We start from the raw sequence: 23350 nt of genomic DNA on the forward strand, positions 1-23350 counted from the left end.
AGACCTGGCTCCAGGTGATGCGCTCCCCGCGCATCGGCGAGATGGTTGGAGAGGGCGACATGTCGCTGGCGGTCACGGAGTACCCGTTCTTCGAACTGATGTGGACGATGTTGGTTTTCTTCTGCTGGATCATCTGGATCTGGCTGCTGGTGGTCATCTTCGGCGACCTGTTCCGGCGCCCGGACATCTCCGGCTGGGGGAAGGCGGGCTGGACGGTCGTCCTGCTCCTGCTGCCGTTGCTCGGCGTGCTGATCTACCTGATCGCACAGGGGCGGCACATGGGTGAGCGCAGGGCCGCGGACGAACGGGCCGCACAAGACGAGTTCGCCGCCCGCGTCCGGTCGGTGTCCGCGGAGGACAATGCGGCGGACCTGATCGCCAAGGCCAAGCGGTTGCTGGACGAGGGCACCATCAGCGAGAAGGAGTACCAGGAGCTCAAGCGGAAGGCCCTCACCTCGTGAGAACCGGGCGGGTGCCGCCGGAGCGGAGTCGGCGTTACCTCCTGCTCGCGGTGGCGCGCCCGCTGCTGACCGTCACCGTGCTGGTACTGGTGTACTACCTGATACCGGACGGCCGGCAGCTGAGCCCGTGGACCCTCGTCCTGCTGGTCGTCGGCCTGCTGGTGGTGGTGATCGTGGTCATCTGGGAGGTTCGCGCGATCCTGTGCTCCCAGCACCCGGCGTCGCAGGGAGTCCAGGCCCTGGCGCTGGTCGTCCCGCTGTTCTTGCTGCTGTTCGCCAACGTCTACTACCTCTTGGCGCTCACCCGGCCCGGCAGCTTCACCGCATCGCTGACCCGAACCGACGCGTTGTACTTCACCGTCACGGTGTTCGCCACGGTCGGTTTCGGCGATATCGCCCCCGTGACGACGGGCGCCCGTGTCCTGGTCATCGTGCAGATGATCGGTGACCTGCTGGTGTTCGGAGTGGCGTTGAGGGTCATCCTGGCCGCGGTCCAGCAGCGTCGGCGCGTGGGATCAGAACCGCCACCACGAGGCCGAGGAGCGCGATGAAGCCGAGCGTCGCCAGAGCGAGCGCGAACGGCGCGCCACCCGGGTGCGCCGCACCGACCAGGACCGAGCCCGCGAGGGCCGTGCCCACCGACGACCCCAGGTTCGACACGCTTCGCGAGATTCCGGAGATCTCCCCCTGGTCCTGCTCCGGCCAGCTCGACTGGACGAGGTTGACCGAGGCCGTCAGCATGATCCCGACCCCGGCACCGAGCAGGAACAGTCCCGGTGCGTAGGCGAGAACGCCGGAGTCCTCGCTGCCGAACGCGAGCAGGAGCGCCATTCCGGCGAGCGTCAGGACGAAACCCGCTCGGATCAGCCGGCGCTGCGAGTGCTTCCGGGCGAGGCGTTCCGCGGTTCCCGACGAGAGCAGGATGCCGATCGTGGCGGGAAGCAGCAGCAGGCCGGTCTCGATCGCGTTGAAGCCGCGGACCTGCTGCAGGAACACCGAGATCACGAAGAACGAACCTTGCAGGACGAGCCATTGGATGTGCTGGGTCACCAGTCCCAGGTTCGAGGTGCGGTTGCCGAACAGCCGGATGGGGACGAGCGGGTCCCCGCCCGCCTTCTCCCGGGCGCGGATGTGGAACAGGAAGCCGGCGAGGACGACGACGCCGATCCCGATGAACAGCCAGACCGGCGAGAGCCCGCCCGCGGGGATCAGGACGACGCCCGCGACCGAGAAGTCCTTGCGGGAGGCCAGCCACCCGTAGGTCCCCGTCTGCAGGATGCCGAACACCACGAAGAACAGCCCGAGTGCGGACAGGACCGCTCCGGGGACGTCGAAGCTAGGCCGGGCCCCGGTTCGTGGCGGGTCGCTGATCCGGCGGGCGAGCACGACGATCCAGGCGACGACGACGACCTGGAGCAGGAACGCGGCGCGCCAGCTGATGGAGGTGGTGACGAGCCCGCCGATCAGCGGTCCCGCGGCGGCGCCGAGACCGCCCGCGCCGCTGACGACGCCGAAGTACTTCGCCCGCACGTCGAGGTCGGCGAACGTGACGGTGATCAGGATGTAGATGGGCGGGATCATCAGCGCCGACCCGAGCCCCTCCAGCAGCGAGTACCCGACGATCATCAGCCCGAGTCCCTGGGCGAGCGACGCCAGCAGCGCACCCGTGCCGTAGACGGCGAGACCGGCGACGAAGCACGTCTTGCGGCCCCAGATGTCGGTCAGCTTGCTGCCCGGGATCATCAGGGACGCCATCACGAGCGCGAACAACGTGATCGTCGTCTGGATGCCGATGACCGTCGTCCCGATGTCCCCGGCGATCGTGCTGATGGCCACGTTCATGTTCGTGGCGGCGAAGCTCGCGATGAACTGACCGAGCGCGAGCGGCAGCACGATCTTGCCGGCCTGCGTGCCGGTCGGTCCGCTCGTCATCGCACGCACCCCTCCAGGTTCGTTGTGGCACAACGATGTGCCGCACCGGAGCCCGGCCGCATCACCTCCTCCGGGTGATGTGCGGGCGCCCCCGCGGCGATGACGGTGGTGGCACCGCACGCACGCCCCAGGGAGGTAGCCATGCCGGAGACAGCGATCGCCGATCACGGACTCGTGGGCGATCTGCACACAGCCGCCCTCGTCACCACCGATGGTTCGATCGACTGGTTCTGCTGTCCCCGGTTCGACTCACCCAGTGTGTTCGGGGCCCTGCTCGACGACGCGCGGGGCGGGCACTTCCGGGTGCGCCCGGTCGACACGGAGTACCGGACCAAACAGGTGTACTACCCGGACTCCGCCGTGCTGATCACCCGCTTCTTCACCGATGACGGCGTGGGCGAGGTCGTCGACTTCATGCCACCCGAGGGCTCGGACGCCACCGACCGCCATCGGATCGTTCGGATGGTGCGCTGCGTCCGCGGCCGGATGAGCTTCGAGATCGTCGTGGCGCCGCGGTTCGACTACGGCCGCCGGCAACACCGGACGTACCTGACCGACAACGGCGCGGTCTTCGAGACCGACGCGCTGACGTTGACGTTGCACTCCGTGCGGGAGCCCGACGACGAGCGACTCGCGCAGGCCCAGGTCGAGAACGGTGACCTGATCGCCTTCCTCGACCTGACGGCGGGCCAGCTCCGCGGCGTGGTGCTGGAGTCGGCTGCGGCGGGGCCTCCCCGCGAGATCCGGGTCGCCGAGTTCCAGCACCTGTTCGACGAGACGGTGGCGTTCTGGAGGTCGTGGCTCGCCCGGTCGACCTACCGCGGCCGGTGGCGGGAGAGCGTGGAGCGCTCGGCGATCACCCTCAAGCTCATGACCTACGCGCCGACCGGCGGACTGGTGGCCGCTCCGACGACGGGACTGCCGGAACAGATCGGCGGCGAGCGCAACTGGGACTACCGCTACACCTGGGTGCGCGACGCGTCGTTCTCCGTGTACGCGTTGCTGGGGCTCGGGTTCGTGGACGAGGCCGCCCGGTTCGGCAGCTGGCTCGGCGACCGCATCCGGGAGCGCGCCGGGGGCGGCGTCGGCCCGCTCAACATCATGTACCGCGTCGACGGGTCCTCGGAGCTGCGCGAGGAGGTCCTGACCCACTGGGCGGGCTACCGGGGCTCGCGCCCGGTGCGGATCGGCAACGACGCCGCGGAGCAGCTCCAGCTCGACATCTACGGCGAGGCCCTGGACAGCATCTTCGTCGCCCACCAGGCCGGGATCGGTGTGCCGCACCGCGGTTGGCAGGCGATCCGCGAGGTGCTGGACTGGCTCGCCGAACACTGGGACCAACCCGAGGAAGGCATCTGGGAGACCCGGGGAGGCCGTCAGCCCTTCACGTTCGGGCGACTGATGAGCTGGGTGGCGCTCGACCGCGGCATCCGCCTCGCGACGTCGTCCGGCCGCCCCGGGGCGCTCGAACGCTGGGCGCGTGAGCGCGACAGGATCTACGACCAGGTCATGGAACGGGGCTGGCATCCGGCGCGGGGCGCTTTCGTCCAGCACTACGACACCGACGTCCTGGACTCCGCACTGCTGCTGATGCCCAAGGTCCGCTTCATCGCACCACGGGACCCGATGTGGCTGTCGACCCTGAAGGAGATGGACTCCGAACTGGTCACCGACAGCCTGGTCTACCGCTACGACCCGGAGGCCTCACCCGACGGCCTGCGCGGTTCGGAGGGCACGTTCTCCTTGTGCACCTTCACTTACGTCGACGCCCTGGCCCGGGCAGGACGACGAGAGGACGCCCGGCGGACCTTCGAGAAGATGCTCACCTACGGCAACCACCTCGGCCTGTTCTCCGAGGAGATCGCCCTGACCGGGGAGCAGATCGGCAACTTCCCCCAGGCGTTCACCCACCTCGCGCTCATCAACGCCGCCATCACCCTCGACGCCGCGCTGGACGCGTAGGCGGCGTTCGCCCTGCGTGTGGCGTTGTGGACGCCTGCGCGCACAATGGAGGCGTGGCCAGCGAGTGGAGCTGTTACTGGCGCGCGGCGGACCGGCCGATCGAGGTCATGCGCGCCCGGTTCGACCGGCACGTCTACCACCGGCACAGCCACGACGCGTACTCCTTCGGGATCACCGAGCGCGGCGCGCAGAGCTTCACCTGCCGGGGCGGCGGGCACGTCAGCGCCGAGGGCATGGTGATGGCGTTCAACCCCGACGACCCGCACGACGGGCGCTCGGCGACGGAGCCGGGCTTCACCTACCGGATCGTCCACATCGGACCGGAGCTCGTCGCGGACGTGATCGGGGACGCGACGGGCAAGCACAGCGCGCCGCTGTTCTCGGCGCCGGTGCTCGACGACCCCGTGCTGGGCGCGGCGCTGCGCAGGCTGAGCGCGGCCCTGGTGGAGAACAGGGGGCGCCTGGAGCAGGACGAGGCGGTGACCGCGGCCGTGCTCGCACTGGCCAGGCGGGGCAGCACCAGCCCGCCGGGGGTCCGGCCCGAGTCGGCGCCGGTCGAGCGAGCGCGGGAGCTGCTGCACGCCGAGTTCCACCGCAACATCGGCGCGGCCGAGCTGGCCGCCGCCGCGGGCTGCAGCAGGCACGCGTTGCACCGCGGTTTCCTTGCCGCGCACGGGATGGCGGCCAGCGACTACCAGCGGCAGGTGCGGTTGCGGGCGGCGCGGCGGCTGCTGGAGCAGGGCCGCCCGCCCGCCGAGGTCGCGGCCGAGGTGGGGTTCGCCGACCAGCCCCACCTCACCCGCTGGTTCGCCCGCTACTACGGGATCACCCCCGCCGCCTACCGGTCCAGCACGGTGATCACCGGTCGCTGACCGAACAGGCTGACCTGCCGCCGCTCGCCGCCGAGGTCGATGTGCTCGGGCAGCAACAGGACCGTCCGCGGCGCGGAGAACCGCGGCGTTCCCCGCGTCGCCACCTGCCGATCCCACGGCGGATTGCTGACGATCACGTCGGCACCCCGGACCGGTGAGCGCCCGGCGTCCGCGACCGCCCAGTGCACCCGGCCCGCCGGATCGTTGCTCCTGGCCACCGCGACGGCCCGGGGGTCGATGTCCGCGCCGATCGCGACGACCCCCGGCAGCGACGTCGCTTCGATCGGGATGGTGCCCGCCCCGCAGCACGGGTCGAACAGCACGTCACCGGGGCGCAGTCCGGCGAGCCGCAGCATGGCGGCGGCCAGGGGCGGGTGCAGCGAGCCGGGCACGCTCGTCGTGCGGTACTCCCGCCGGTGCAGCGGCCGCTCGGCGATCCGGACCGCGATCGTGGCTTCACCACCGGCCACGGTCACCCGCCACGACAGGCAGTTCGCCGGCGGCGCCCCGGTTCGGCGTGACCAGTACGGCAGCCGCAACCGCTGCGCGAGCCGGGTCCCCACGGCGTCCTCGACGTCGAAGCGCGAGTAGTTCCGCTTGCCCAGCGCCGACGCCGAGACGTCGACTCCGGCGGAGTTCTCCTTTCCGCCGCACAGGATTCTGTCGTGCAGCGTCCGAGTGAGGTCGATCCGGTCGACCGCCGCCGCGAACGCGGTGAGGTCGGCGCGCGTCCTGCCGATCCCCTTCGCGACGGTGGCGACCACGAAAACGTCATCCGCGGTGCGGAGGGAGAGCGGGTTGGGGTAGTCGCGGAACCACACCTCGCGGTGCCCGACTCGCTCAACCCGGCCGCCGATCTCGTCGGCGACCACGTCCTCGATCCCTCGCAGTGTCCGCGCCACAAGGCGCACAGGTTCTTCTCCCACGCTGAGGCCCGGGGCGGCCCGGAAGCGGCCGTCCCGCATCGCCGGCGGCGGGATGTCCGCGCGCTACCGGCGGGCGCTCAGCGTCGGTGCATGAAGAACACGCGGGCACCGTAGCGGCGGGCGAGGTGCCGGGCCACCGAATTCCGGGCGTGCAGAAGGAGTTTCGCCTTTCGGCCGAGGTCGCAACGCTGTCGCCCGAGCGGGCCGGTTTGCTATCCCTGGACGTGCTGATCGAGTACGAGGGCAAGGAGCACGTCAACCGATGAAGACCGTTCGCGCCGCCGCGGCCGTCGCCGTCTCGCTCGGCCTGGTGCTCGCCGGAACCCCCGCCTCGGCGGCTCCACGGCTGAACTGCGTCAAGACCAAGGACTCCAGCGAGTTCCTCGGCCGCAGGGCGCACGCCGAGAACACCTGCGCGGGCACCGTCAGCGTGAAGTTCGTGATCGACTTCGACTTCGACTCGGACTGGCGGGACGTCGCCAGGGGCAAGAAGACCTCGTGGGGGTACCAGCCGCTCAAGGCCCGCCTGGACAAGGTGCTGATCAAGTACAAGGGCAAGGACTACGTCAACGAGCACTGAACCGCCCGCCGCCGGGATACGGTGGCGGCATGCACGATCCGAGCCTGGACCCGAGGGAACTGCGCCGCTCCGAGGCGGAGGGCGAGAAGCCGCCCGCCGTGGACCTGGCGGCCAGCCCGTTCCGCGCCGACCGGGACCGCGTCGCCAGCTCGCCGTTCTTCAGCAGGCTCGGCGGCGTCACCCAGGTGATCAGCCCCTCGGGCTCCGGGCTGCTCGTGCACAACCGGCTCACCCACAGCATCAAGGTCGCCCAGGTCGCCCGCGCGGTCGCGGAACGCCTCGTCGCCGACCCAGCGCACGCGGAGCTGATCGCGCAGCTCGGCGGCTGCGACCCGGACGTGGTCGAGGCCGCGGCGCTCGCGCACGACCTGGGCCACCCGCCCTTCGGCCACCTCGGCGAGCAGGTGCTCGACCGCGTCGCGCGGCACCGGTTCGGGCTGCCGGACGGCTTCGAGGGCAACGCGCAGTCCTTCCGCATCGTCACCACGACCGACGTGCGCGGACCGTCCGCGGTCGGGCTCGACCTGACCGTCGCGGTGCGCGCGGCCATGCTCAAGTACCCGTGGACACGCCTGTCGCACCCGCGCGAGCACCCCCGCCGGATGCCGGTCCCGCCGCGCGGCGCCGCTGAGCCGGCCGACGCCAAGGGCGCCGGGTCGGCGAAGTTCTCCGTCTACGTCACCGAACTGGACGACATGGTGCAGTCGCGCATGCCGTTCGCCGGGCGGATCGACTCCTGGCAGCAGACGGTCGAGGCGTCGGTGATGGACAACGCCGACGACATCGCCTACGCCATCCACGACGTCGAGGACTTCCACCGCGTCGGGGTGCTCCAGCACGCCACGGTGTCCGCGGAGCTGAGCACCTGGCTGACCCAGGCGCACGAGCTGGCAGCGCTGACCCCGGCGGAGCTGGCCGCCGAGATCCGCAAACCCGGGCGGGCACTGGAGAAACTGCGTCGCAGGCTGCACCTGAAGGACGCCTGGATCGTCGACGACGACGCCTTCGCGCTCGCGGTGGCGCGGGTGCGGCACGAACTGGTGGACGGCCTGCTCGCGGTGCCCTTCGACGGTTCCGCCGAGGCCGAGCAGAGCGTCGCGGAGTTCTCCGCGCGGTGGACCGGCAGGCTGGTCGACGGGCTGACCGTGCTGGCCGATCCGCCTGCGCGCTCCGGGCACGTCGCGCTCGCGCCGCAGCAGTGGCACGAGGTCCAGGTGCTCAAGTTCGTGCACCACAGGTTCGTCCTGGAGCGGCCGGATCTCGCGCTGCACCAACGGGGACAGGCCCGGTTGCTGACCACGCTGGTCGAGGCGCTCGACCAGTGGCTGACCGACCGGCACGAGGCGACGCGGCTGCCACGGCGGCTGCACGACCTGGTCGAACTGGCCGACGCCGAGTACACCGCGCTGTCCCAGCACGTTCCGGACGCGCTCGTCGGCGCCACCGGCGAACAGCCCAGCGGGCGCGACGCCATCCGGGCGCTGGCCAGGGGACGGGCCATTGTGGACTTCGTGTGCTCGCTCACCGACACCCAGGCGGTGGCCATGCTCGACGCGCTCTCCGGCCGCACCGGTCAACTGTGGACGGATGCGTTCGTGCTCTAGCGGCCATTCGGCGTCATTCTCCGCCGTTCTTCTCCGAACAATGGCCACCGAATGGCGTAAATCGTCTCTGTCAATGCTTGACAGTTCACTGTCTCGGTTTGTGGCATGTCACCCGAAAGGCCGCTGACCTGGGATTGTGCGGTGCCTACTTTTAGCCCTCGGCCGGATGACCGGCCCGCTTGGATTCGCGTGAGTCGGGGCACGCACTGACACGGGGGAGGGCCCGTGGCACGAGCATTACGTCCGTCACGTTCCATCGGAACGGTGACGGCCGGTGCGGCCGCGCTGCTGCTGGCGATCGGCGTGGTGAGTCCCGCACAGGCGCAGGGGAAGGCCGATCCCGGCCGCCTCAACGACACCAGTGCCGCCCAGATCGCCGAGCTGCAGCGGATCAAGGGTTCGCTGTCCAAGGCCGAGTCCAAAGTGGACAGCCGACTGGTGGTGGAGAACCGCATCCGCCGCGGCGCGCTCACCGCGAACCTGCCGCACCTGAACACCGGCGTCGCCGTGACCGACGCGGAGACGGTGCTCGTCGACATCCGCGCTGACAAGGTCACCGACCTGCTCACCGGTGCGATCCGCAAGGCGGGCGGTGCGATCCGGCACACCTCGCCGAGGACCAGGACGGTGCGCGCGGAGCTGCCGCTGGGCGCGGTCAACGGCATCGCGGCGCGTGAGGACGTGCTGCTGATCGACGCGGCCAGCGAGGCGATGACCTCGCGGGCCACCTCGCCGGGGGAGCTGCGGACCAGCGCCACCCGGGGCGAGTCCAAGGAGGCGAAGGCGAACCGGCTGGCCGAGCAGGCCAAGGCCGCGGTGCGCACCCGCTCCGCCGCGCTGACCTCGCAGGGCGACCGCGCGCACGCCGCGGACACCGCGCGCTCGCAGTTCAGGATCAGCGGTCTCGGCGTGAAGCTCTGCGCGCTTTCCGACGGCGTCGACTCCCTCGCCGCGCTCCAGGCCGCGGGCGAGCTGCCCGAGGTGGACGTGCTCGCCGGGCAGGAGGGCGGCGGCGACGAGGGCTCGGCGATGCTGGAGATCCTGCACGACGTCGCGCCCGGCGCCGCGCTGGGCTTCGCCACCGCGTTCAACGGCGACGCCAGCTTCGCCGACAACATCCGCGCGCTGCGCTTCGAGAAGAAGTGCGACGTGATCGTCGACGACGTCCTGTACTTCAACGAGTCGCCGTTCCAGGACGGCATCATCGCGCAGGCCGTCAACGACGTCACCAAGGACGGCGCGCTGTTCTTCTCCTCCGCGGGCAACGAGGGCAACGTCGTCGACGGCAGCGCGGGCCACTGGGAGGGCAACTTCGTCGACTCGGGCAAGAGCGTCGGCCGCTTCGCAGGTTCCGCGCACGACTTCGACGCGACCCCGGCGGGCACGCAGATCGTCAACCCGCTGTCGGCCGCCTCGCGCGGCATCCCGGTGCTGCTGTGGTGGAACGACGCGCTCGGCCGCTCCACCAACGACTACGACCTGTACCTGCTCGACGGGGCCGGCAACGTGGTCGGCTTCAGCCAGAACGTGCAGACCGGCCAGGCCGACCCGTACGAGCGGGTCAACCCGTCCACCGGTGGGCTCAACGTGGCGGTCGTGAAGTTCCGCGGCGACGACAAGTACCTGTCGCTTTCCGCGCTGCGCGGGCGTTTCCGCGACAGCGGCGACCTCAAGGGCTACAACACCCCTGGCGTGACCCGTGGCCACTCGGCCGCCAAGGACGCGTTCAGCGTCGCGGCCACCCCGGCCGCGGGCGCGTGGACCGGCACCCAGGAGCCGGGCGACCCGGCCAACCCGGCCGGCCCGTACCCGGACACCTTCAGCGGCTCCTCGAAGTTGGAGCGGTTCAGCTCAGACGGGCCGCGCCGGGTGTTCTTCAACGCCGACGGCAGCCCGGTCGCCTCGCCCGCCGGTGAGGTGCGCCAGAAGCCGGACATCACCGCCGCGGACGGCGTCACCACCAAGACGCCCGGGTTCTCTCCGTTCTTCGGGACCTCGGCCGCCGCTCCGCACGCCGCGGCGATCGCGGGCCTCGTGCTCTCCGGCAACCCCGGCATGAGCACCGCCGACATGCGGGACGCGCTGACCAGGACCGCGCTGGACATCGCTGCGCCCGGCGTGGACAACCGCGCGGGCGCGGGCATCGTCATGGCGGACAAGGTGCTGGCCTACACCGGCGCCAGCCCGCAGCCGCTGGCCAAGGCCGAGTCGCCGACCGTGGTGCCCACCACCGGCAACCCGTACCTGAAGCCGGGCGACACCGCCGAGGTCAAGCTCCCCGTGCGCAACGGTGGCGACGGCACGGCCGCCTCGGTCAGCGTCGTGCTGACCAGTCCCACCCCTGGCGTGACGGTGGGGCCGCGCTCGAAGTCCTACGGCACCATCGAGCCCGGCCAGACCGCGCTGAACTCCTTCACCCTGACTGTGCCCTCCGGCCACCAGGTCGGCGTCCCGGTCACGTTGGAGGCCAAGGTCAGCTTCGCCGGATCGCTGTCCCCGACCACCCAGCGCTTCGCTATCCCGGTCGGCCAGCCCTCCAGTGAGACCAAGACGTTCAGCTACACCGGTGCGCCGGTGGCGATCCCGGACGGCAACACCGAGGGCGTCAGCGTGCAGCTGCCCGTCTCCGGTGTCGGCCTGCCTTCGAAGATCGCGTTCTCGGTGGACGGGGCGACCTGCTCGGCGACCGAGGGCTCGACGACGGTGGGCATCGACCACACCTACGTCAGCGATCTGGTCGGTACGCTGACTTCACCCGGTGGTGTGACAGCGACGCTGTTCCAGCGCAACGGCGGGAACGGCAACAACCTGTGCCAGGTGGTCTTCGACGACTCGGCCGCGCAGCCGTTCGCGTCGGTCACCCAGACCCAGGCGCCGTTCACCGGGACGTGGCGGCCGACCACCGCGCTGAACCAGCTGGCCAAGGTCTCTGCCGACGGCACGTGGACCTTCAAGGTCGTCGACGCGGTGTCCTCCGACAAGGGCTCCATCCGCTCGGTTTCCTTGCGGCTCAACGGTTACGTGAACTAGCTCCACCGCATTCCGCGGACCGCGTCCGCCCCGGTGCGCTCCACCGGGGCGGACGCGGTCCGCGGGAACCCGGGTGCGGGCGGTGGGGCGGGCTGGGCAGAAGGGGGCGGTGGCCCTACTCTCTTCGCCGTGACCAGCGTGCGGGATGGACTCGCCTTTCAACCGGGCGCGACCGAGGTCTTCGGCGAGGTCGCCGCCGCGGTGCTCGGGCCGGGCAGGCACCGTGCCGTCGACCTGGTGGACCTGCTCGACGGCCTGGTGCCGGTCCCGGTCGACGTGGTGCGCTCCGGCGACGACCTGCTGCCGAGGCTCGCGCACGACAACACCCTCACCGCGGCGCTGACCAGGGCCTGCCGCTCGCTCACCCCGGGTGGGCTGCTCATCGCCGCCGTACCCGAGCTGGACCGGCTGGGCCCGCTGCGGCCGACCGCGCCGCCGCCGAGGGTGACCGGCCAGGGGCAGGACCGGCAGGTCACCGTGCAGCTGTGGGACTGGGCCGACGACGGCTCCAGCTACGGCCTCGAGGTCGTGCAGCTGGTGCGCGGGCAGTCGGGCTGGGAGGTCGCCAGCTCCGTCTCCACCCGGCACCAGGTCCTGGGCGCCGAGGACATGGAGCGCGTGCTGGCCGAGGCGGGCTTCGTCGCCGTGCAGCGGCTGGCCCCCAAGGACACCGGCCACCCGCTGCCGCTGTGGGTGGCGGCCGCACCTCGATGAGGGCGCGGGAGGTCACCGGTGGTGGCCGCGCGGTGGAGGTCTCCCCGGAGCGGCTCGCCGGCTGGTTCGAGCGCTTCGCGGCGCGGCACGAGGGCGTCGCGACCTCCGGACTGAGCGCGGACAAGGTGATCGTCACCGCCGCCGACGGCGCGAGGGCAGAGGTCGAGGTCGGCTTCGGCGGGCTCGGCCTCGCCGAGCCGGTGCGCCGCGAGGGCCTGGCCGTCGACGAGCTGCTGGAGCACGCGCTGCGGCCGCGCCGGATCGCGCTGGTCCTGGTGCGCCTCGGCGGGCACAGCGTCGGCATCGCGGAGAACGGCCGCGTCGTGGCCTCCAGCACCGACCGCAGGCAGGTGCACGGCAGGAACAAGGCGGGCGGCTGGTCGCAGCAGCGGTTCGCCCGGCGGCGGGAGGGGCAGGCCCGGCAGTCGCTGGCCGATGCCGCCGACACCGTGGCCAGGGTGCTGCTGCCGGAGCTGGGCTCGGTGGACGCCGTCGTGCTCGGCGGGGACCGGCAGGCGCTGGACACGCTGCGCGCCGACCGGCGGCTGGGCGGGCTGTTCGCGATGGCCGAGCCGAGGGTGCTGCCGGTCGCCGAACCGCGCAGGCGGGTGCTGGACGAGGCCGCCGAGTCGGCGCGTGCCGTCGAGATAGTCCTGTTTGACCGGTAGCTGCTTCGATATCTCTACCGGTGTTCGTTCACCTTTTGCCCGACCGGCGATTGTCAATCGCGCTTCAGAAAAACTAAAGCGTACTGCCCACGGTTGCCAAGATCGCTCTGGGCCGACCGGAGCAGCGGCCGAACTACGTCAATTGTTTGACGTAGCACCGACGAGTTTCGTCATTATACGGAGCCGCGAGGCCGTTCGCCCCGTCCGGCGGCACAAGAATGCGGAACCAACGGGCTTTGAGTGAACCTGAACAGTGATTACAACTGGGGAGGGCGACAGGGCCGACGGTGACGGGGTGGGGGAGCGATGAGTTCGTATGTCCGCGTGTCCGACAGGCTGACACTGCCACAGGACCCGGACGCGGCGGTGATCGGGACCGCCGATCGGCGCGACCAGTACCCGGTGCACGTCTGCCGCTCCGAGGAGGACGCACTCCCCAGGCTGCTCGCCGAGCTGGACGGCAGGCGGGTCGCCGTGATCACCGACCACACCGTCGCGCGGCTGCACGCCGAGGGGCTGGCGCGGCAGCTGCGCGCGGCCGGGCTGGACGTCGCGCTGACCTCCTTCCCCGCCGGTGAGGCCAACAAGAGCGTCGCGACCGCGACCGGACTGCTGGACTGGCTGGCCGGGACGAAGCTGGTGCGCAGGGACGTGGTGCTCGCCGTCGGCGGCGGGGTGGTGATCGACACCGTCGGCTGGGTGGCCAGCGCCTACATGCGCGGGGTGCCCTACATCAACGTGCCGACGACGCTGCTCGCCGACGTCGACGCCGCGCTCGGCGGCAAGGTCGCCGTGGACCACCCGACCGCGAAGAACCTGATCGGCGCCTTCTACCAGCCCAAGGCCGTGGTGACCAACGTCGGCTACTTGGCGACGCTGGACCGGCGGCAGCTGCGCGCCGGGCTGGCCGAGGCGATCAAGAAGGGTGTCATCGCCTCCCCGGAGCTGTTCGAGCTGATCGAGCTCAAGCACAGCGACATCCTGGCCGCCGACCCCGCCACGCTGGTCCGGCTCGTGCACGGGGCGAGCGCCATCAAGTGCCGGCTGATCGCCAAGGACCCCTACGAGGAGGACCTGCGGCGACCGCTGAACTTCGGCCACACCATCGGGCACGCGGTGGAGACGGTCACCGGCTACGGCCCGGTGCTGCACGGCGAGGCGGTGGCCTTCGGCATGGCCTGCGCCGCGCGCATCGCCGAGCGCCGCGGCCTGCTCGGCGCGTGCGCCCTCGACCGGATCGTCGGCCTGCTGGCCGCGGTGGGCCTGCCGACCACCCTCGCGGAGCTGCCCGCTGCCCTGGACGCGGAGCGCACGATCGCCGCGATGGGGCAGATCCGCAAGATCCGGGACGGGAAGATCCGGTTCGTGCTGCCCGTGGAGCTGGGCGAGACGGTGATCGCCGACGACGTCACGGACGACGAGATCCGCTCGTCGCTGATCACCGGCTCCGACTGCCCCTGCCCGCACTGATCTTGGAGGACTCGGTGGCGACCGCCCCGACCCGGTTCCGGCACGGCCGGCTGTACATCACCTTCCGGTGCAACGCGCGCTGCGGGTACTGCAACGTCTGGCAGGACCCGGTCTTCGACGGGCACCAGGAGCTGACCGCGGACGGCCTGCGCCGCTGCCTCGACGAGCTCGCCGCCCTCGGTGTGTCCTATGTGGACATCACCGGCGGGGAACCCGCGCTGCACAAGGAGATGGTCGCCGCGGTGACCCACGCCCACTCACTGGGCATGGCCGTGGACGTGACCACCAACGCGATCCGCTTCCCGCAGCAGGCGCGGGAGATCGTGCCGCTGGTCAGCACGATGAACATCTCCCTCGACACGCTCGACGCCCAGCGTTACCACGACATCCGGGGTACGGACACGCTGGAGCGCACCATCGAGCTGGTCTGCGCGCTGCGTTCGGACGGCGCGCGCAACCTGAAGCTGATCTGCGTGGTGTCCGGGCAGAACGTGGACGAGCTGGACGAGGTCGTCGCCTTCGCCCGGCAGCAGGAGGTCCCGGTCTACCTCTCGCCGATGTTCAGCTACTTCTCCACGCAGAGCGAGGTCCGCCCGGCGGGCTCGATCAAACAGCTGAAGCTCGCCGCGGTGAACGGCAGGTCCGCGGCGCCGGCCGCCCCCGTGCGGACTTCGGTCCCGTCCTCGGTGCTGATCGAACGCGTCGCGGAGAAGCGCTACGACCCGTCCACTGTGGTCAGTCTGGCGTTCCTGCACCACCTGCGGACGATGGACCCGGCGACGGTGACCGCGTGCGGGGCGAACTCGCGCGTGCTCACCATCGGCCCGTCCGGGCAGGTCATGCTGCCGTGCTACCACGAGTGGGACGGCTCGATCGCCTGGGACCGGCCGTACCGGGAGATCGTCAACGACCCCGAGCTGATCCGCGTCCGCGACGAGGAGGTCGGTTCGCGCCCGGGTTGCCGCACCTGCGCGGTGTTCCCCTACCTCGGCCTGCCGATGAGCTACCGGTTCACCACGCCGTTCCTGGTGCAGGCGTTCTCCGAGGAGCTGATCAAGCTCAAGGCGTTCGCGGGCGCGCTCACCGCCGAGCACCGGCAGCGGTTGCTGGAGCGCAGCGAGACGTTGCTGGCCGACATCGAGGCGCGCACGGCGTCGATGCGCCCGGGAACCCACCTCGACGAGCTGTACCACTTCGAGGCCGTGGGTGGCTTGGTGCGCACCGACTTCGGCGTGATCAGCGTGGCCGAGCTGCTGGCCGACCACTCGCACGACGACTGCTGGCGCGTGCACCGCAGCCCGCACCGCCTGGTCCGGCTGCTGTACTCGGAGATCCTGCCCGCGCTGGACGGCTCCTCCTTGTGCGCCGAAGCACTGGACGTGCAGATCGACTGCTGGGAAGCCATGTGGTTGCGGGACGCGGAAGCCGCTGATCGCCTGGCGTCGTGGTGTTCCCGCGTTCTCGACGTGCTACCGGGGAACCGCGCGGTCGGCCTGCTCGCGTTGTTCTCCTCGCTCCCGGTGGCGGAGATCCCGTCTGTCGCCGGGCACGCGGAGGAGCTGCTCGTGCGCAAGCTGCTCTCGCCCGCGCGCAGGGCCGAGGCCGCCAGCCTGTTCTCGCCGCTTGAACTGTCCAGAGTGGACAGTGATGAGCCCGTGCCGACGCCTGAGGAGGCACGGGCCGGTGCCCACCTCGCCCGCTTCGTCGCGGAGCTGTGCTGCGCGGACACCACGGCCCTTCGTCATGCCGTCCGCCGTTGGAAACTCGCCCACGATCCGGAGATCCCGGTGGAGCGTCACCTCCTGGAACTGGAACTAGCCGAGTGACCACGCCGGGGGAACGACACCTGAAGGGGGAACGGGAGTTCGTCGCCCTGGGGGCCAGCCAGGAGGCCAGCCTCGGGCGGCGGGTCTTCGCGTACGGGCGCGGCTGCACGCTGGTGGACGTCGACGGCCGCGAGTACGTCGACCTCGCGGCGGGGACGATGACGCAGTCCTTGGGGCACAGCCATCCCGAGGTCGTCGAAGCGGTCGCCGCACAGGTCGGCGCGCTCACCAACGTGCACGACAACCCGACGCCCCAACGGCTCGACGCGGCGCGTGCGCTCGCGCGGCTGCTGCCGGAACACCTCGGTGCGATGGGGTTCTTCACCACCGGGACCGAAGTCGTCGAGGCGGCGCTGCGAGTCGCGCACGCCAGTGCGGAGTCCGGTCGGACGCGGATCGCGGCGCTGCGCAGGGGATTCCACGGCAAGACCCGAGGTGCCCGGGCGGCGGTGCAGTGGGACATCGGCACCGAGCCGCCCGGGCCGACGTTGCTCGGGTATCCGGCGTACTGCTACCGCTGCCCGTTCGAGCTGACCTATCCGGCGTGCGACATGTTGTGCGCGCGATTGACGGTAAAGCAAACGATAGCGCGCCCGGACGTGGCGGCGTTGCTGGCCGAGCCGATCCAGGGTGCCGCCGGAGTGATCGTCCCGCCGCGCGAGTACTGGGAGGTGGTCGGCAAGGCGTGCGCCGAGCACGGCGTGCTGCTGATCGCCGACGAAGTGCTCACCGGCGGCGGTCGTACCGGTGAATTCCTGGCGTCGCAACACTACGGACTCGCTCCTGACCTGGTGACCTTGGCGAAGGGCCTCGGGTCGGGGCATCCGGTCGCGGTGCTCGCCGGGCGGCCGGATCTGCTCACCGAGGCCACGTGGGGCTCCGTGGGCGGGTACAGCAGCACCTTCGGCGGTGGTCCGGTCGGGCTCACCGCCGCCACGGCCACGCTGACCGTGCTGCACCGGGACGACCTCGTCACCAAGGTGCGCGAGCTCGGTCTGCTGCTGGCCGACGAACTGTCCGCTGTGGCCGATCATCCGCTCGTCGGCGAGGTGCGGGGGCTCGGCCTGCTGCACGCGGTCGAGCTGGCCGGTCCTGGGCGCGCGCCGAATCCCACGGCGGTGGACCGGGTGTTCCGGCGCGCGCTCGACATGGGGGTGCGCGTCATGCCTGGGGGCTCGGTGCTGCGCATCGCCCCGCCGTTCCTCATCGAGCCCGACGAGCTGGTGGACGCGGTGCGCCGTCTCGGCCGCGCGATCGACCAGGTGTACCGGGAGGACGCCTCATGATCGAGGCACACGAACTCACCAAGGTGTTCAAGGTCCGCAAGATGCGTCCCGGCCTGTGGGGCGCCGTGCGCGGGCTCGTCTCCGCCGACGTGGAGGAGGTGCGCGCGCTCGACGGGGTCAGCTTCTCCGTCCCGGCCGGTGAGCGCACCGCCTACCTCGGCGTCAACGGCGCGGGGAAGTCCACGACGATCAAGTCTCTGGCCGGGGTGCTCACGCCGACCTCGGGGCACTGCCGGGTGGCCGGGCGGGACCCGCGCGCCGACCGCTACGCGCACGCGCGCACGATCGGCGTGGTGTTCGGTCACCGCACTCAGCTGTGGTGGGACCTGCCGGTCGAGGAGTCCTTCCGCATCCTCGCCCGGCTGCACGACATGTCCAAAGAGGACGCGGCGCTCAACCGCAAGCTGTTCGACGAGGTGCTGGACCTCGGCGAGATCGCGCACCGTCCTGTTAGGACACTCAGCCTGGGGCAGCGGATGCGTGCCGAGGTCGCTGCGGCGCTGTTCCACAACCCGCGAGTGCTGCTGCTGGACGAGCCCACGATCGGGCTGGACCTGCTGCTGAAGGAGGCCGTGCACGAGCTGGTCAACCGGGTCGTCGCCGACCGCGGCACCACCGTGCTGCTGACCAGTCACGACGTCGCCGACATCACCGCGATCTGTGAGCGCGTGGTGGTGGTGGACTCCGGCCGGGACGTCTACACCGGTGATCTGGACGACCTCCTGCGCCAAGCTCCGACGCGGACCGTGCGCCTGGACTACTCCGCCGAGATCTCGCCCGAGTCGCTTGCTTCGCATGTGCAGCAGGACATCGGTGCCGTTCAGGTCGAGGTCGCCGGGCGGCGGCGAGTGAAGGTCGAGGGCCCGCCGGACCTCGCGACCCCGCAGCGCGTCCTGGATTCCGTGTCGGGCTTGGTCACCGTCACGGACCTGGTGGCGCCCGAGCCCACGCTCGGTGAAGTTCTGCGAGCTCTGTACGTCCGCACCGCCGAACCCGCGCGCGGTGCGCGGTGATGCTCGAAGTGCAGGCGCGCGGCTACGGGGCGATCCTCGGCGCCGGCTGGCGGACCGCGCTGGCGTATCGCGGCGCGCTGATGCTGACCGCCCTGACGACGGCGCTTTCCCTTGCTGTGCAGCTGTCGGTGTGGAACGCGGTCTACGCCCAAGATCCGCTTGCGGGATCGAGCATCAGCGCAGTCCGATCGGGCATCCAGGGCTATGACGCCACGACGATGACCACGTATCTCCTGGCCGGGAACCTCCTGGCTGTGCTGCTGTCCAACCAGATCGACGACACGCTGTCCGGCGACATCTATCGCGGTGACCACGTTGTCGGGCTGTTGCGGCCGATCAGCTTCCTGGGTTCACACGCCGCGGTCTCGTTGCCCTATCTCGCAGTTCGGTTGACGCTGGTTGTGTTGCCGCTGCTGGGTTTCGCGTTGGCCTTCGTACCGCTCACGACGCCCACGGCAGCCGGGTTCGCGTGGTTCGCGGTGTCGGCGGTGCTGGCCACCACGCTCGGGATCTTGTTGAACCTGTTGGTGGGCTTGGCGGGCTTCATCACCACCAGCACATGGGGCTTGCGGTACCTGAAAGGCACCGTGGTCGCGTTCTGCTCCGGTCAGCTCGTGCCGTTGGAGCTGATGCCCGCCGCGGTTCGCGCGGTGTTGGAGTGGCTGCCGTTCGCGGCGATGGTGAACACACCCGTGCGTTTGCTCCTCGGCAGGCTCGACGGGCTCGCGGCGCTGCACGCGGTCGGGGTGCAGTTGTTGTGGGTCGGCTTGGGGCTGTTGATCTGCGTCATCGCCTGGCGCGGTGCGCTGAAGCGGGGCGAGGTGGGCGGGGGATGAGGCGCTACCTCTCGTTGTCGCTGCTGCTGACCGGTGTGGGCCTGCGCCGGATCCTGGCTTACCGGTCGGACTTCTTCGTGGGGATCGGCGCGTTCGCGTTGCGCGTGGTCATGCACGCGTTGCTGCTGGGCGTGATCTACCAGTACGTCTCGGACATCGCCGGCTGGACCTTCGACGAGGCCCTGTTGTTGCTGGGCGTCGCGATGCTCGTGCGCGGTCTGGACCACGCGTTCACCGACCAGCTCTGGGAACTGGGCCGCAAGCTCGTGCAGCGCGGTGAACTGGTGCGCTACCTGGTCCGCCCGGTGCACCCGCTGTTCAGCCTGCTGTCGGAGCGGTTCTGCTACCCGGAGGGGATCGGCGAGATCCTGGCCGGACTCGCGGTGATCTTCTACGCCGCGCCCGGGCTCGACCTGGACCCGGGCCTGGGCCGCATCGTCGTCTTCGGACTGTTGTTGCTCGTCGGAGCGCTGGTGTTCGCGGCGGTGAAGCTGCTGCTCGCGGCACTGGCGTTCTGGACGACGACGAGCCTGCAGGTCATGACGGCGGTCTACGAGGTGGCCGACACCGCGCGGTACCCGCTCGACGTGTTCCCCGCGCCGATCCGGGTGGTGCTGACGAGCGTCATCCCGTTCGCGCTCACCGGCTTCGTGCCCGCGGACTACCTGTTGCACGGCGCGGGCACGCTGACCTGGCTGGCCCCGGTGATCGCCGGAGTGCTGACCGCGTCGGCGCTGCTGACCTGGTCCCGCGGTGTCCGGCGGTTCGAGGCGGTGGGCCCGTGAGGAGCCTGAGCGAGGCGTTGCGGCGGGCGCCGTGGTTCTCCCGCACCACGTTGGACCCGGAGAGCCTGCGGGTGCTGGACGAGCTTGAGGTCGAGGGCACGACACTGCGCTGGGCGGAGGTCCGAGGTGAGCAGCGAACAGCGATCCTGGTCCTGGGAGACACCGACACCGACTTGCTCCGGGCGATGCTCGTGCTCCCCGCACGGGAATCCTGGCCGACCAGAGCCGGAGGAGTCCTCCGGTGGCGCGGACCGGTGCGGTCCGGACTGCGGCTGGACGAGGTCATGGACACCACCGCGACGAACGCCGTCGGGAGAGCCGCCGGAAACCTGGTGATCAAGGCTTACCGGGTGCTCGGCGACGACCGAGGGGAACCGTCCCTTCTGTCCACTATGGACGGATCTGACCTGCTGCCGAAACCGCTGGGGCACCTGGAGTACGAAGGGCCGGAGGCCTCGGACAGTGGCTGCCTCGCCCTGATCACCCATGCTGTGGAAGGCAGTCCGCTCGATCACCCGCTCCGCGCGGCGCTGCGCAGCGGCACCAGTCCTCCCAGCCGTCTCCTGCGCGCGGTCCGGGACGCGTTGTCCGCCCTGCACGACCAGTTCGCCGACGGTGCGGAAGCCAAGGCCATGCCGCTGACCAACCGTCTGCCCGAGCTGAGGTGCCTGGTGAGCCAGGTGCGCAGCACGCTCCCTTACGTCGCGGAGCACCGCCGCGAATTGCTCGACCAGTGCGCCGCCTTCCCCATGGACAGCGACTATCCGGCCGGGCCGCGTCACGGTGACCTGCACCTGGCGCATGTGTTGGTCGACGACGCCCAGCGCGTTCGGTTCGTCGATCCGGACGGCCTCGCGGTGGAGGCCAGCAGTCCGCTGGACGACTTCGCCGCGCTGTGCCGGGCTGTGGAGTGCTTCGCGGCCGACGAGGAGACCGCGCGCACCGCTCGCGAGCTGGGAGTGGACAAGTACCGCTTCGCCAGTGAGCTGCGCACGGCGCCCGGTGCTGAATGGGCGGCGGAGGTCAACCGCGGGCTGACTGCGGGCATCGACCCCGACGCGCTCGCCCTGCCGTATCTGCTGCGCGCACTGCACGAGTTGCGGTACCACGGTGAACGTGCGGGCGATCCGGAAGCGGACTACTACGCCGACCTCACCTGGGTTTCCCTTGCCGAGTTCCTGAGAGGGTTCCATTCGTGAACGCCCAAGACCCGCTTGCGGGGGCGAGCATCAGCGCGGTCGAGTGCCACTACGAGTTCGGCGGGTTCGACCACCGGCTCGTCAAGGGTGGCATCTCCGTCTACCTGTGGAACCTGAGCCAGGCCTTGTCCGCGCGCGGTGTCGGGGTGAGTGGCCTGACCGCGGCGCACGGTGCGCTGCCCCTGCTGCGCAAGGACTACGAGGTCACCGACCTGGACTACGTGGACGAGCTGACCGTCGACGTTCCGCTGGACCCACTGGTGTGGAGGGACTTCGGCGAGTCGGCGGAGATCTCCGCCCGGATCACCGCGCACCGGGTGAGCGTGCGGGGCGTCGACGTCGTGGTCCTCGCGGGAGGAATCCTTGACGCCTACCCGGAAACGTTCTACCCGCCGTACGAGACCAAGGGCCGCGACCTGGCGTTCCTCAAACCGCTGGTCTTCCAGCTCGCCGCGACCCGGTACCTGATCCGCACGACGGCTCCGCGCACGGTTGTGCACTTGCACGAGCCGTACTACCACTACCTGATGCCGCAGCCGCTCCGCGCAGCCGGTGCCGAGGTCGTGTGCACCGTGCAGAGCAACATGCCGGTGAACAAGAAGGTCTACCGCCGCGAAGTCCGGGCGCTGGTCTCCTTCCTGGGCGGTGACGCGTCGGTGGCGGACGGCCTGGAGGACCCGCCGCTGGACAGCGCGGTGGAGCGGGAGATGCGCGCCTACCTTCCGACGACGCACCTGTACAACGAGTACCCCGAACGGCCGGGGCACGACTACGTCAGCGGGCTCGCGCTCGTGGCGAGGACCGCGTCCGCACTGGACTTCCTCTCGCCTGGCCAGCTCGAACACGTTGTGACCCAAGGGGACACGCCGGCGGAATCGCTGTTCCAGCGCCTGGCTGTGCGGCGGGAGCTGCGCGCGGCGGCGGACAAGCTCGTCGTTGGTGGCTGCGCTGTGGGCAGCACGTGGCGCGAAGCCGACAGATCCACTGTGGACAGAGAGGTCGTGCTGCGTCGCCGGGGTCTCGACCCCGCGCTGCCGACGATCTTCCACAACGCCCGGTACGCGATCCACCACAAGGGACAGCGGGAGCTCGCGCGGGCGCTGCGCGAACTGCTGGACGAGGGCCTGCGGTTCAACGCGGTGCTGCACGTCCTGTCGCCGTCCCCCATGGACGATCCGGAGCTGAACCCGCTCGCGGCGGCGCACCCCGACGTCGTGTGGCTGGAGACCGGGCCGATGCCCGAGCCCGAGCTGATCGAGCTGGCCTGCGCCTCCGACCTCTGCCTGTTCCCGTCGAAGTTCGAGATGGACACGTTCCTGCTCGCGATGGGCGAGGCGATGGCCTGCGGGGCCGTTCCGGTGGCCACCGCGCAGCGCGGCATGGAGCACTTCGAGCACGTGCTCGGCACGACCGGGGCCGCCGTGCCGAGGTCCTTCCGCGCGGACGACCGGGCGCTGGTCGACGAGATCAAGGCTCAGCTGCGCCGTTTGCTGGCCATGGAGCTGGACGGGATGCGCGCCGAGGCGATCCGCGTCGCCCGCTCGTTCACCTGGGAGAAGGTGGCAGAGGACTTCCACGCGATCTTCGACGCGACCCTCCACAATGGACTTTCGGCCGATCCGGTCGCGTTGCTGCGCCGGGGTTGGGGCGATCTGCTCGACGACGAGGTGCTGGCCCGGCACGCCGTCGAGGCCCGCGACCAGGCGCTGCGCACCGGCGACGTCCAACTCGCGCGGAGGCTCGGGATCGCCGACGACCGCGCCCTGTTCGAAGCGGCCCGCGACCGTGGTGACGTGGCGACCTGCGCGCTTTTCCCCGAGTACGAACACGAACTCGCTTCGCGTGGCTCCGTTGTCGACGAGGTGGGACAGTGGCGGGTGAGCTACCGCTTCGGCCCCGTCCGCACCGCCGACGTCGTGCGCGAGGGCCGGGCGTGGCCGCTCTACCCGAACGGTGACGGCGGGTTCGGCGGTACGGTGCCCGCGGCGGCGGAGCGCACGGCGGTGCTGCTGCTGACACTGACCAACGGCCGAGTCGTGTGGGACGAGCTGGAAGTGAAGGAGAGCAATGTCTGATCCAGGTCGCGCTTCAGGGGACCGTGTTCGCGACAGCCGGGCCGAGCCCGCCCCTGACGGCGGCGCGGAACAGGCCACGGACAACACCGGTACGCGACCTGCCCCGAGCCT

20 protein-coding genes are annotated in these 23350 nt (G+C 70.6%); 18 read left to right on the forward strand and 2 right to left on the reverse strand.

Annotated elements, in window-relative coordinates:
• The first annotated feature begins 59 nt into the window (after positions 1-59).
• Together BLT28_RS01225 and BLT28_RS01230 are read left to right on the forward strand one after the other, a co-directional pair.
• The gene (locus BLT28_RS01225; protein ID WP_030429306.1) at positions 60-461 is read left to right on the forward strand and encodes an SHOCT domain-containing protein; all 402 of its coding nucleotides are present in this window, start codon (positions 60-62) and stop codon (positions 459-461) included.
• Positions 458-1012, forward strand: a complete 555-nt coding sequence (locus BLT28_RS01230) for a potassium channel family protein (protein WP_043811251.1) — start codon at positions 458-460, stop codon at positions 1010-1012. Before BLT28_RS01225 ends, BLT28_RS01230 begins: the two co-directional genes overlap by 4 nt.
• Here BLT28_RS01230 and BLT28_RS01235 read toward each other — a convergent pair.
• Positions 939-2393: an MFS transporter gene (locus tag BLT28_RS01235; protein ID WP_052407245.1), complete on the reverse strand. Its 1455-nt coding sequence runs from the start codon at positions 2391-2393 to the stop codon at positions 939-941. The genes BLT28_RS01230 and BLT28_RS01235 overlap by 74 nt on opposite strands.
• A 141-nt stretch (positions 2394-2534) precedes the next feature.
• Between BLT28_RS01235 and BLT28_RS01240 the strand changes: the two genes are divergently transcribed.
• Both BLT28_RS01240 and BLT28_RS01245 read left to right on the forward strand, forming a co-directional pair.
• Positions 2535-4355 (forward strand): glycoside hydrolase family 15 protein, encoded by a 1821-nt coding sequence (locus BLT28_RS01240; RefSeq protein ID WP_030429303.1) that lies wholly within the window; start codon positions 2535-2537, stop codon positions 4353-4355.
• 53 nt (positions 4356-4408) lie between these two features.
• On the forward strand, positions 4409-5227 hold the full coding sequence (locus BLT28_RS01245; protein ID WP_030429302.1) for an AraC family transcriptional regulator: 819 nt from the start codon (positions 4409-4411) through the stop codon (positions 5225-5227).
• Here the strand turns inward: BLT28_RS01245 and BLT28_RS01250 are convergent.
• Positions 5194-6138, reverse strand: coding sequence for a 50S ribosomal protein L11 methyltransferase (locus BLT28_RS01250; protein WP_162184831.1), 945 nt, complete (start codon positions 6136-6138; stop codon positions 5194-5196). The two genes, BLT28_RS01245 and BLT28_RS01250, sit on opposite strands and share 34 nt — an antisense overlap.
• 101 nt (positions 6139-6239) lie before the next feature.
• Here BLT28_RS01250 and BLT28_RS39615 point away from each other — a divergent pair, with 101 nt between their 5' ends.
• The 14 genes from BLT28_RS39615 to BLT28_RS01315 all read left to right on the forward strand — a co-directional run bounded on the left by BLT28_RS39615 (position 6240) and on the right by BLT28_RS01315 (position 23239).
• Positions 6240-6419, forward strand: a complete 180-nt coding sequence (locus BLT28_RS39615) for a hypothetical protein (protein WP_156050875.1) — start codon at positions 6240-6242, stop codon at positions 6417-6419.
• Complete coding sequence (locus BLT28_RS01255) at positions 6416-6733, forward strand: hypothetical protein (RefSeq protein WP_030429300.1); 318 nt, start codon at positions 6416-6418, stop codon at positions 6731-6733. The genes BLT28_RS39615 and BLT28_RS01255 overlap by 4 nt, the downstream gene beginning before the upstream one ends.
• Positions 6734-6762: 29 nt before the next feature.
• Positions 6763-8337 carry a deoxyguanosinetriphosphate triphosphohydrolase family protein gene (locus BLT28_RS01260; protein ID WP_030429299.1) on the forward strand — a complete coding sequence of 525 codons (1575 nt, stop codon included), beginning with the start codon at positions 6763-6765 and terminating at the stop codon, positions 8335-8337.
• Positions 8338-8601: 264 nt separating this feature from the next.
• Positions 8602-11367: a S8 family serine peptidase gene (locus tag BLT28_RS01265; protein WP_052407243.1), complete on the forward strand. Its 2766-nt coding sequence runs from the start codon at positions 8602-8604 to the stop codon at positions 11365-11367.
• Between the two features lie 129 nt (positions 11368-11496).
• Entirely contained in the window at positions 11497-12081 is a 585-nt protein-coding gene (locus tag BLT28_RS01270; protein ID WP_043811249.1) for a hypothetical protein, read from the forward strand.
• Positions 12078-12749 carry an acVLRF1 family peptidyl-tRNA hydrolase gene (locus BLT28_RS01275; protein WP_030429296.1) on the forward strand — a complete coding sequence of 224 codons (672 nt, stop codon included), beginning with the start codon at positions 12078-12080 and terminating at the stop codon, positions 12747-12749. Before BLT28_RS01270 ends, BLT28_RS01275 begins: the two co-directional genes overlap by 4 nt.
• Before the next feature lie 324 nt (positions 12750-13073).
• On the forward strand, positions 13074-14219 hold the full coding sequence (gene aroB / locus BLT28_RS01280; protein WP_231950586.1) for a 3-dehydroquinate synthase: 1146 nt from the start codon (positions 13074-13076) through the stop codon (positions 14217-14219).
• A 14-nt stretch (positions 14220-14233) separates the two neighbouring features.
• Complete coding sequence (locus tag BLT28_RS01285; protein ID WP_162184830.1) at positions 14234-16045, forward strand: radical SAM protein; 1812 nt, start codon at positions 14234-14236, stop codon at positions 16043-16045.
• Positions 16042-17331 carry an aspartate aminotransferase family protein gene (locus tag BLT28_RS01290; RefSeq protein ID WP_197683946.1) on the forward strand — a complete coding sequence of 430 codons (1290 nt, stop codon included), beginning with the start codon at positions 16042-16044 and terminating at the stop codon, positions 17329-17331. Before BLT28_RS01285 ends, BLT28_RS01290 begins: the two co-directional genes overlap by 4 nt.
• Positions 17328-18344, forward strand: coding sequence for an ABC transporter ATP-binding protein (locus BLT28_RS01295; protein ID WP_043811246.1), 1017 nt, complete (start codon positions 17328-17330; stop codon positions 18342-18344). The genes BLT28_RS01290 and BLT28_RS01295 overlap by 4 nt, the downstream gene beginning before the upstream one ends.
• Positions 18344-19180, forward strand: a complete 837-nt coding sequence (locus tag BLT28_RS01300) for an ABC transporter permease (protein ID WP_052407242.1) — start codon at positions 18344-18346, stop codon at positions 19178-19180. Before BLT28_RS01295 ends, BLT28_RS01300 begins: the two co-directional genes overlap by 1 nt.
• Entirely contained in the window at positions 19177-19965 is a 789-nt protein-coding gene (locus BLT28_RS01305) for an ABC transporter permease (protein ID WP_030429290.1), read from the forward strand. The genes BLT28_RS01300 and BLT28_RS01305 overlap by 4 nt, the downstream gene beginning before the upstream one ends.
• The gene (locus BLT28_RS01310) at positions 19962-21164 is read left to right on the forward strand and encodes an aminoglycoside phosphotransferase family protein (RefSeq protein WP_030429289.1); all 1203 of its coding nucleotides are present in this window, start codon (positions 19962-19964) and stop codon (positions 21162-21164) included. The genes BLT28_RS01305 and BLT28_RS01310 overlap by 4 nt, the downstream gene beginning before the upstream one ends.
• Entirely contained in the window at positions 21161-23239 is a 2079-nt protein-coding gene (locus BLT28_RS01315; protein WP_052407241.1) for a glycosyltransferase, read from the forward strand. The genes BLT28_RS01310 and BLT28_RS01315 overlap by 4 nt, the downstream gene beginning before the upstream one ends.
• Positions 23240-23350: the final 111 nt, after the last annotated feature.

The sequence above is a fragment of the Allokutzneria albata genome, from assembly GCF_900103775.1.
In the GTDB taxonomy this organism is placed as follows: domain Bacteria; phylum Actinomycetota; class Actinomycetes; order Mycobacteriales; family Pseudonocardiaceae; genus Allokutzneria; species Allokutzneria albata.

Excerpts from the sequence above, each read along its gene's own strand:
- BLT28_RS01295 (WP_043811246.1), top strand. The coding sequence starts at position 17,328 with ATGATCGAGGCACACGAACTCACCAAGGTGTTCAAGGTCCGCAAGATG.
- BLT28_RS01240 (WP_030429303.1), top strand. The coding sequence starts at position 2,535 with ATGCCGGAGACAGCGATCGCCGATCACGGACTCGTGGGCGATCTGCAC.
- BLT28_RS01300 (WP_052407242.1), top strand. The coding sequence starts at position 18,344 with ATGCTCGAAGTGCAGGCGCGCGGCTACGGGGCGATCCTCGGCGCCGGC.
- BLT28_RS01255 (WP_030429300.1), top strand. The coding sequence starts at position 6,416 with ATGAAGACCGTTCGCGCCGCCGCGGCCGTCGCCGTCTCGCTCGGCCTG.
- BLT28_RS01260 (WP_030429299.1), top strand. The coding sequence starts at position 6,763 with ATGCACGATCCGAGCCTGGACCCGAGGGAACTGCGCCGCTCCGAGGCG.
- BLT28_RS01275 (WP_030429296.1), top strand. The coding sequence starts at position 12,078 with ATGAGGGCGCGGGAGGTCACCGGTGGTGGCCGCGCGGTGGAGGTCTCC.
- BLT28_RS01235 (WP_052407245.1), bottom strand. The coding sequence starts at position 2,393 with ATGACGAGCGGACCGACCGGCACGCAGGCCGGCAAGATCGTGCTGCCG.
- BLT28_RS01305 (WP_030429290.1), top strand. The coding sequence starts at position 19,177 with ATGAGGCGCTACCTCTCGTTGTCGCTGCTGCTGACCGGTGTGGGCCTG.
- BLT28_RS01225 (WP_030429306.1), top strand. The coding sequence starts at position 60 with ATGTCGCTGGCGGTCACGGAGTACCCGTTCTTCGAACTGATGTGGACG.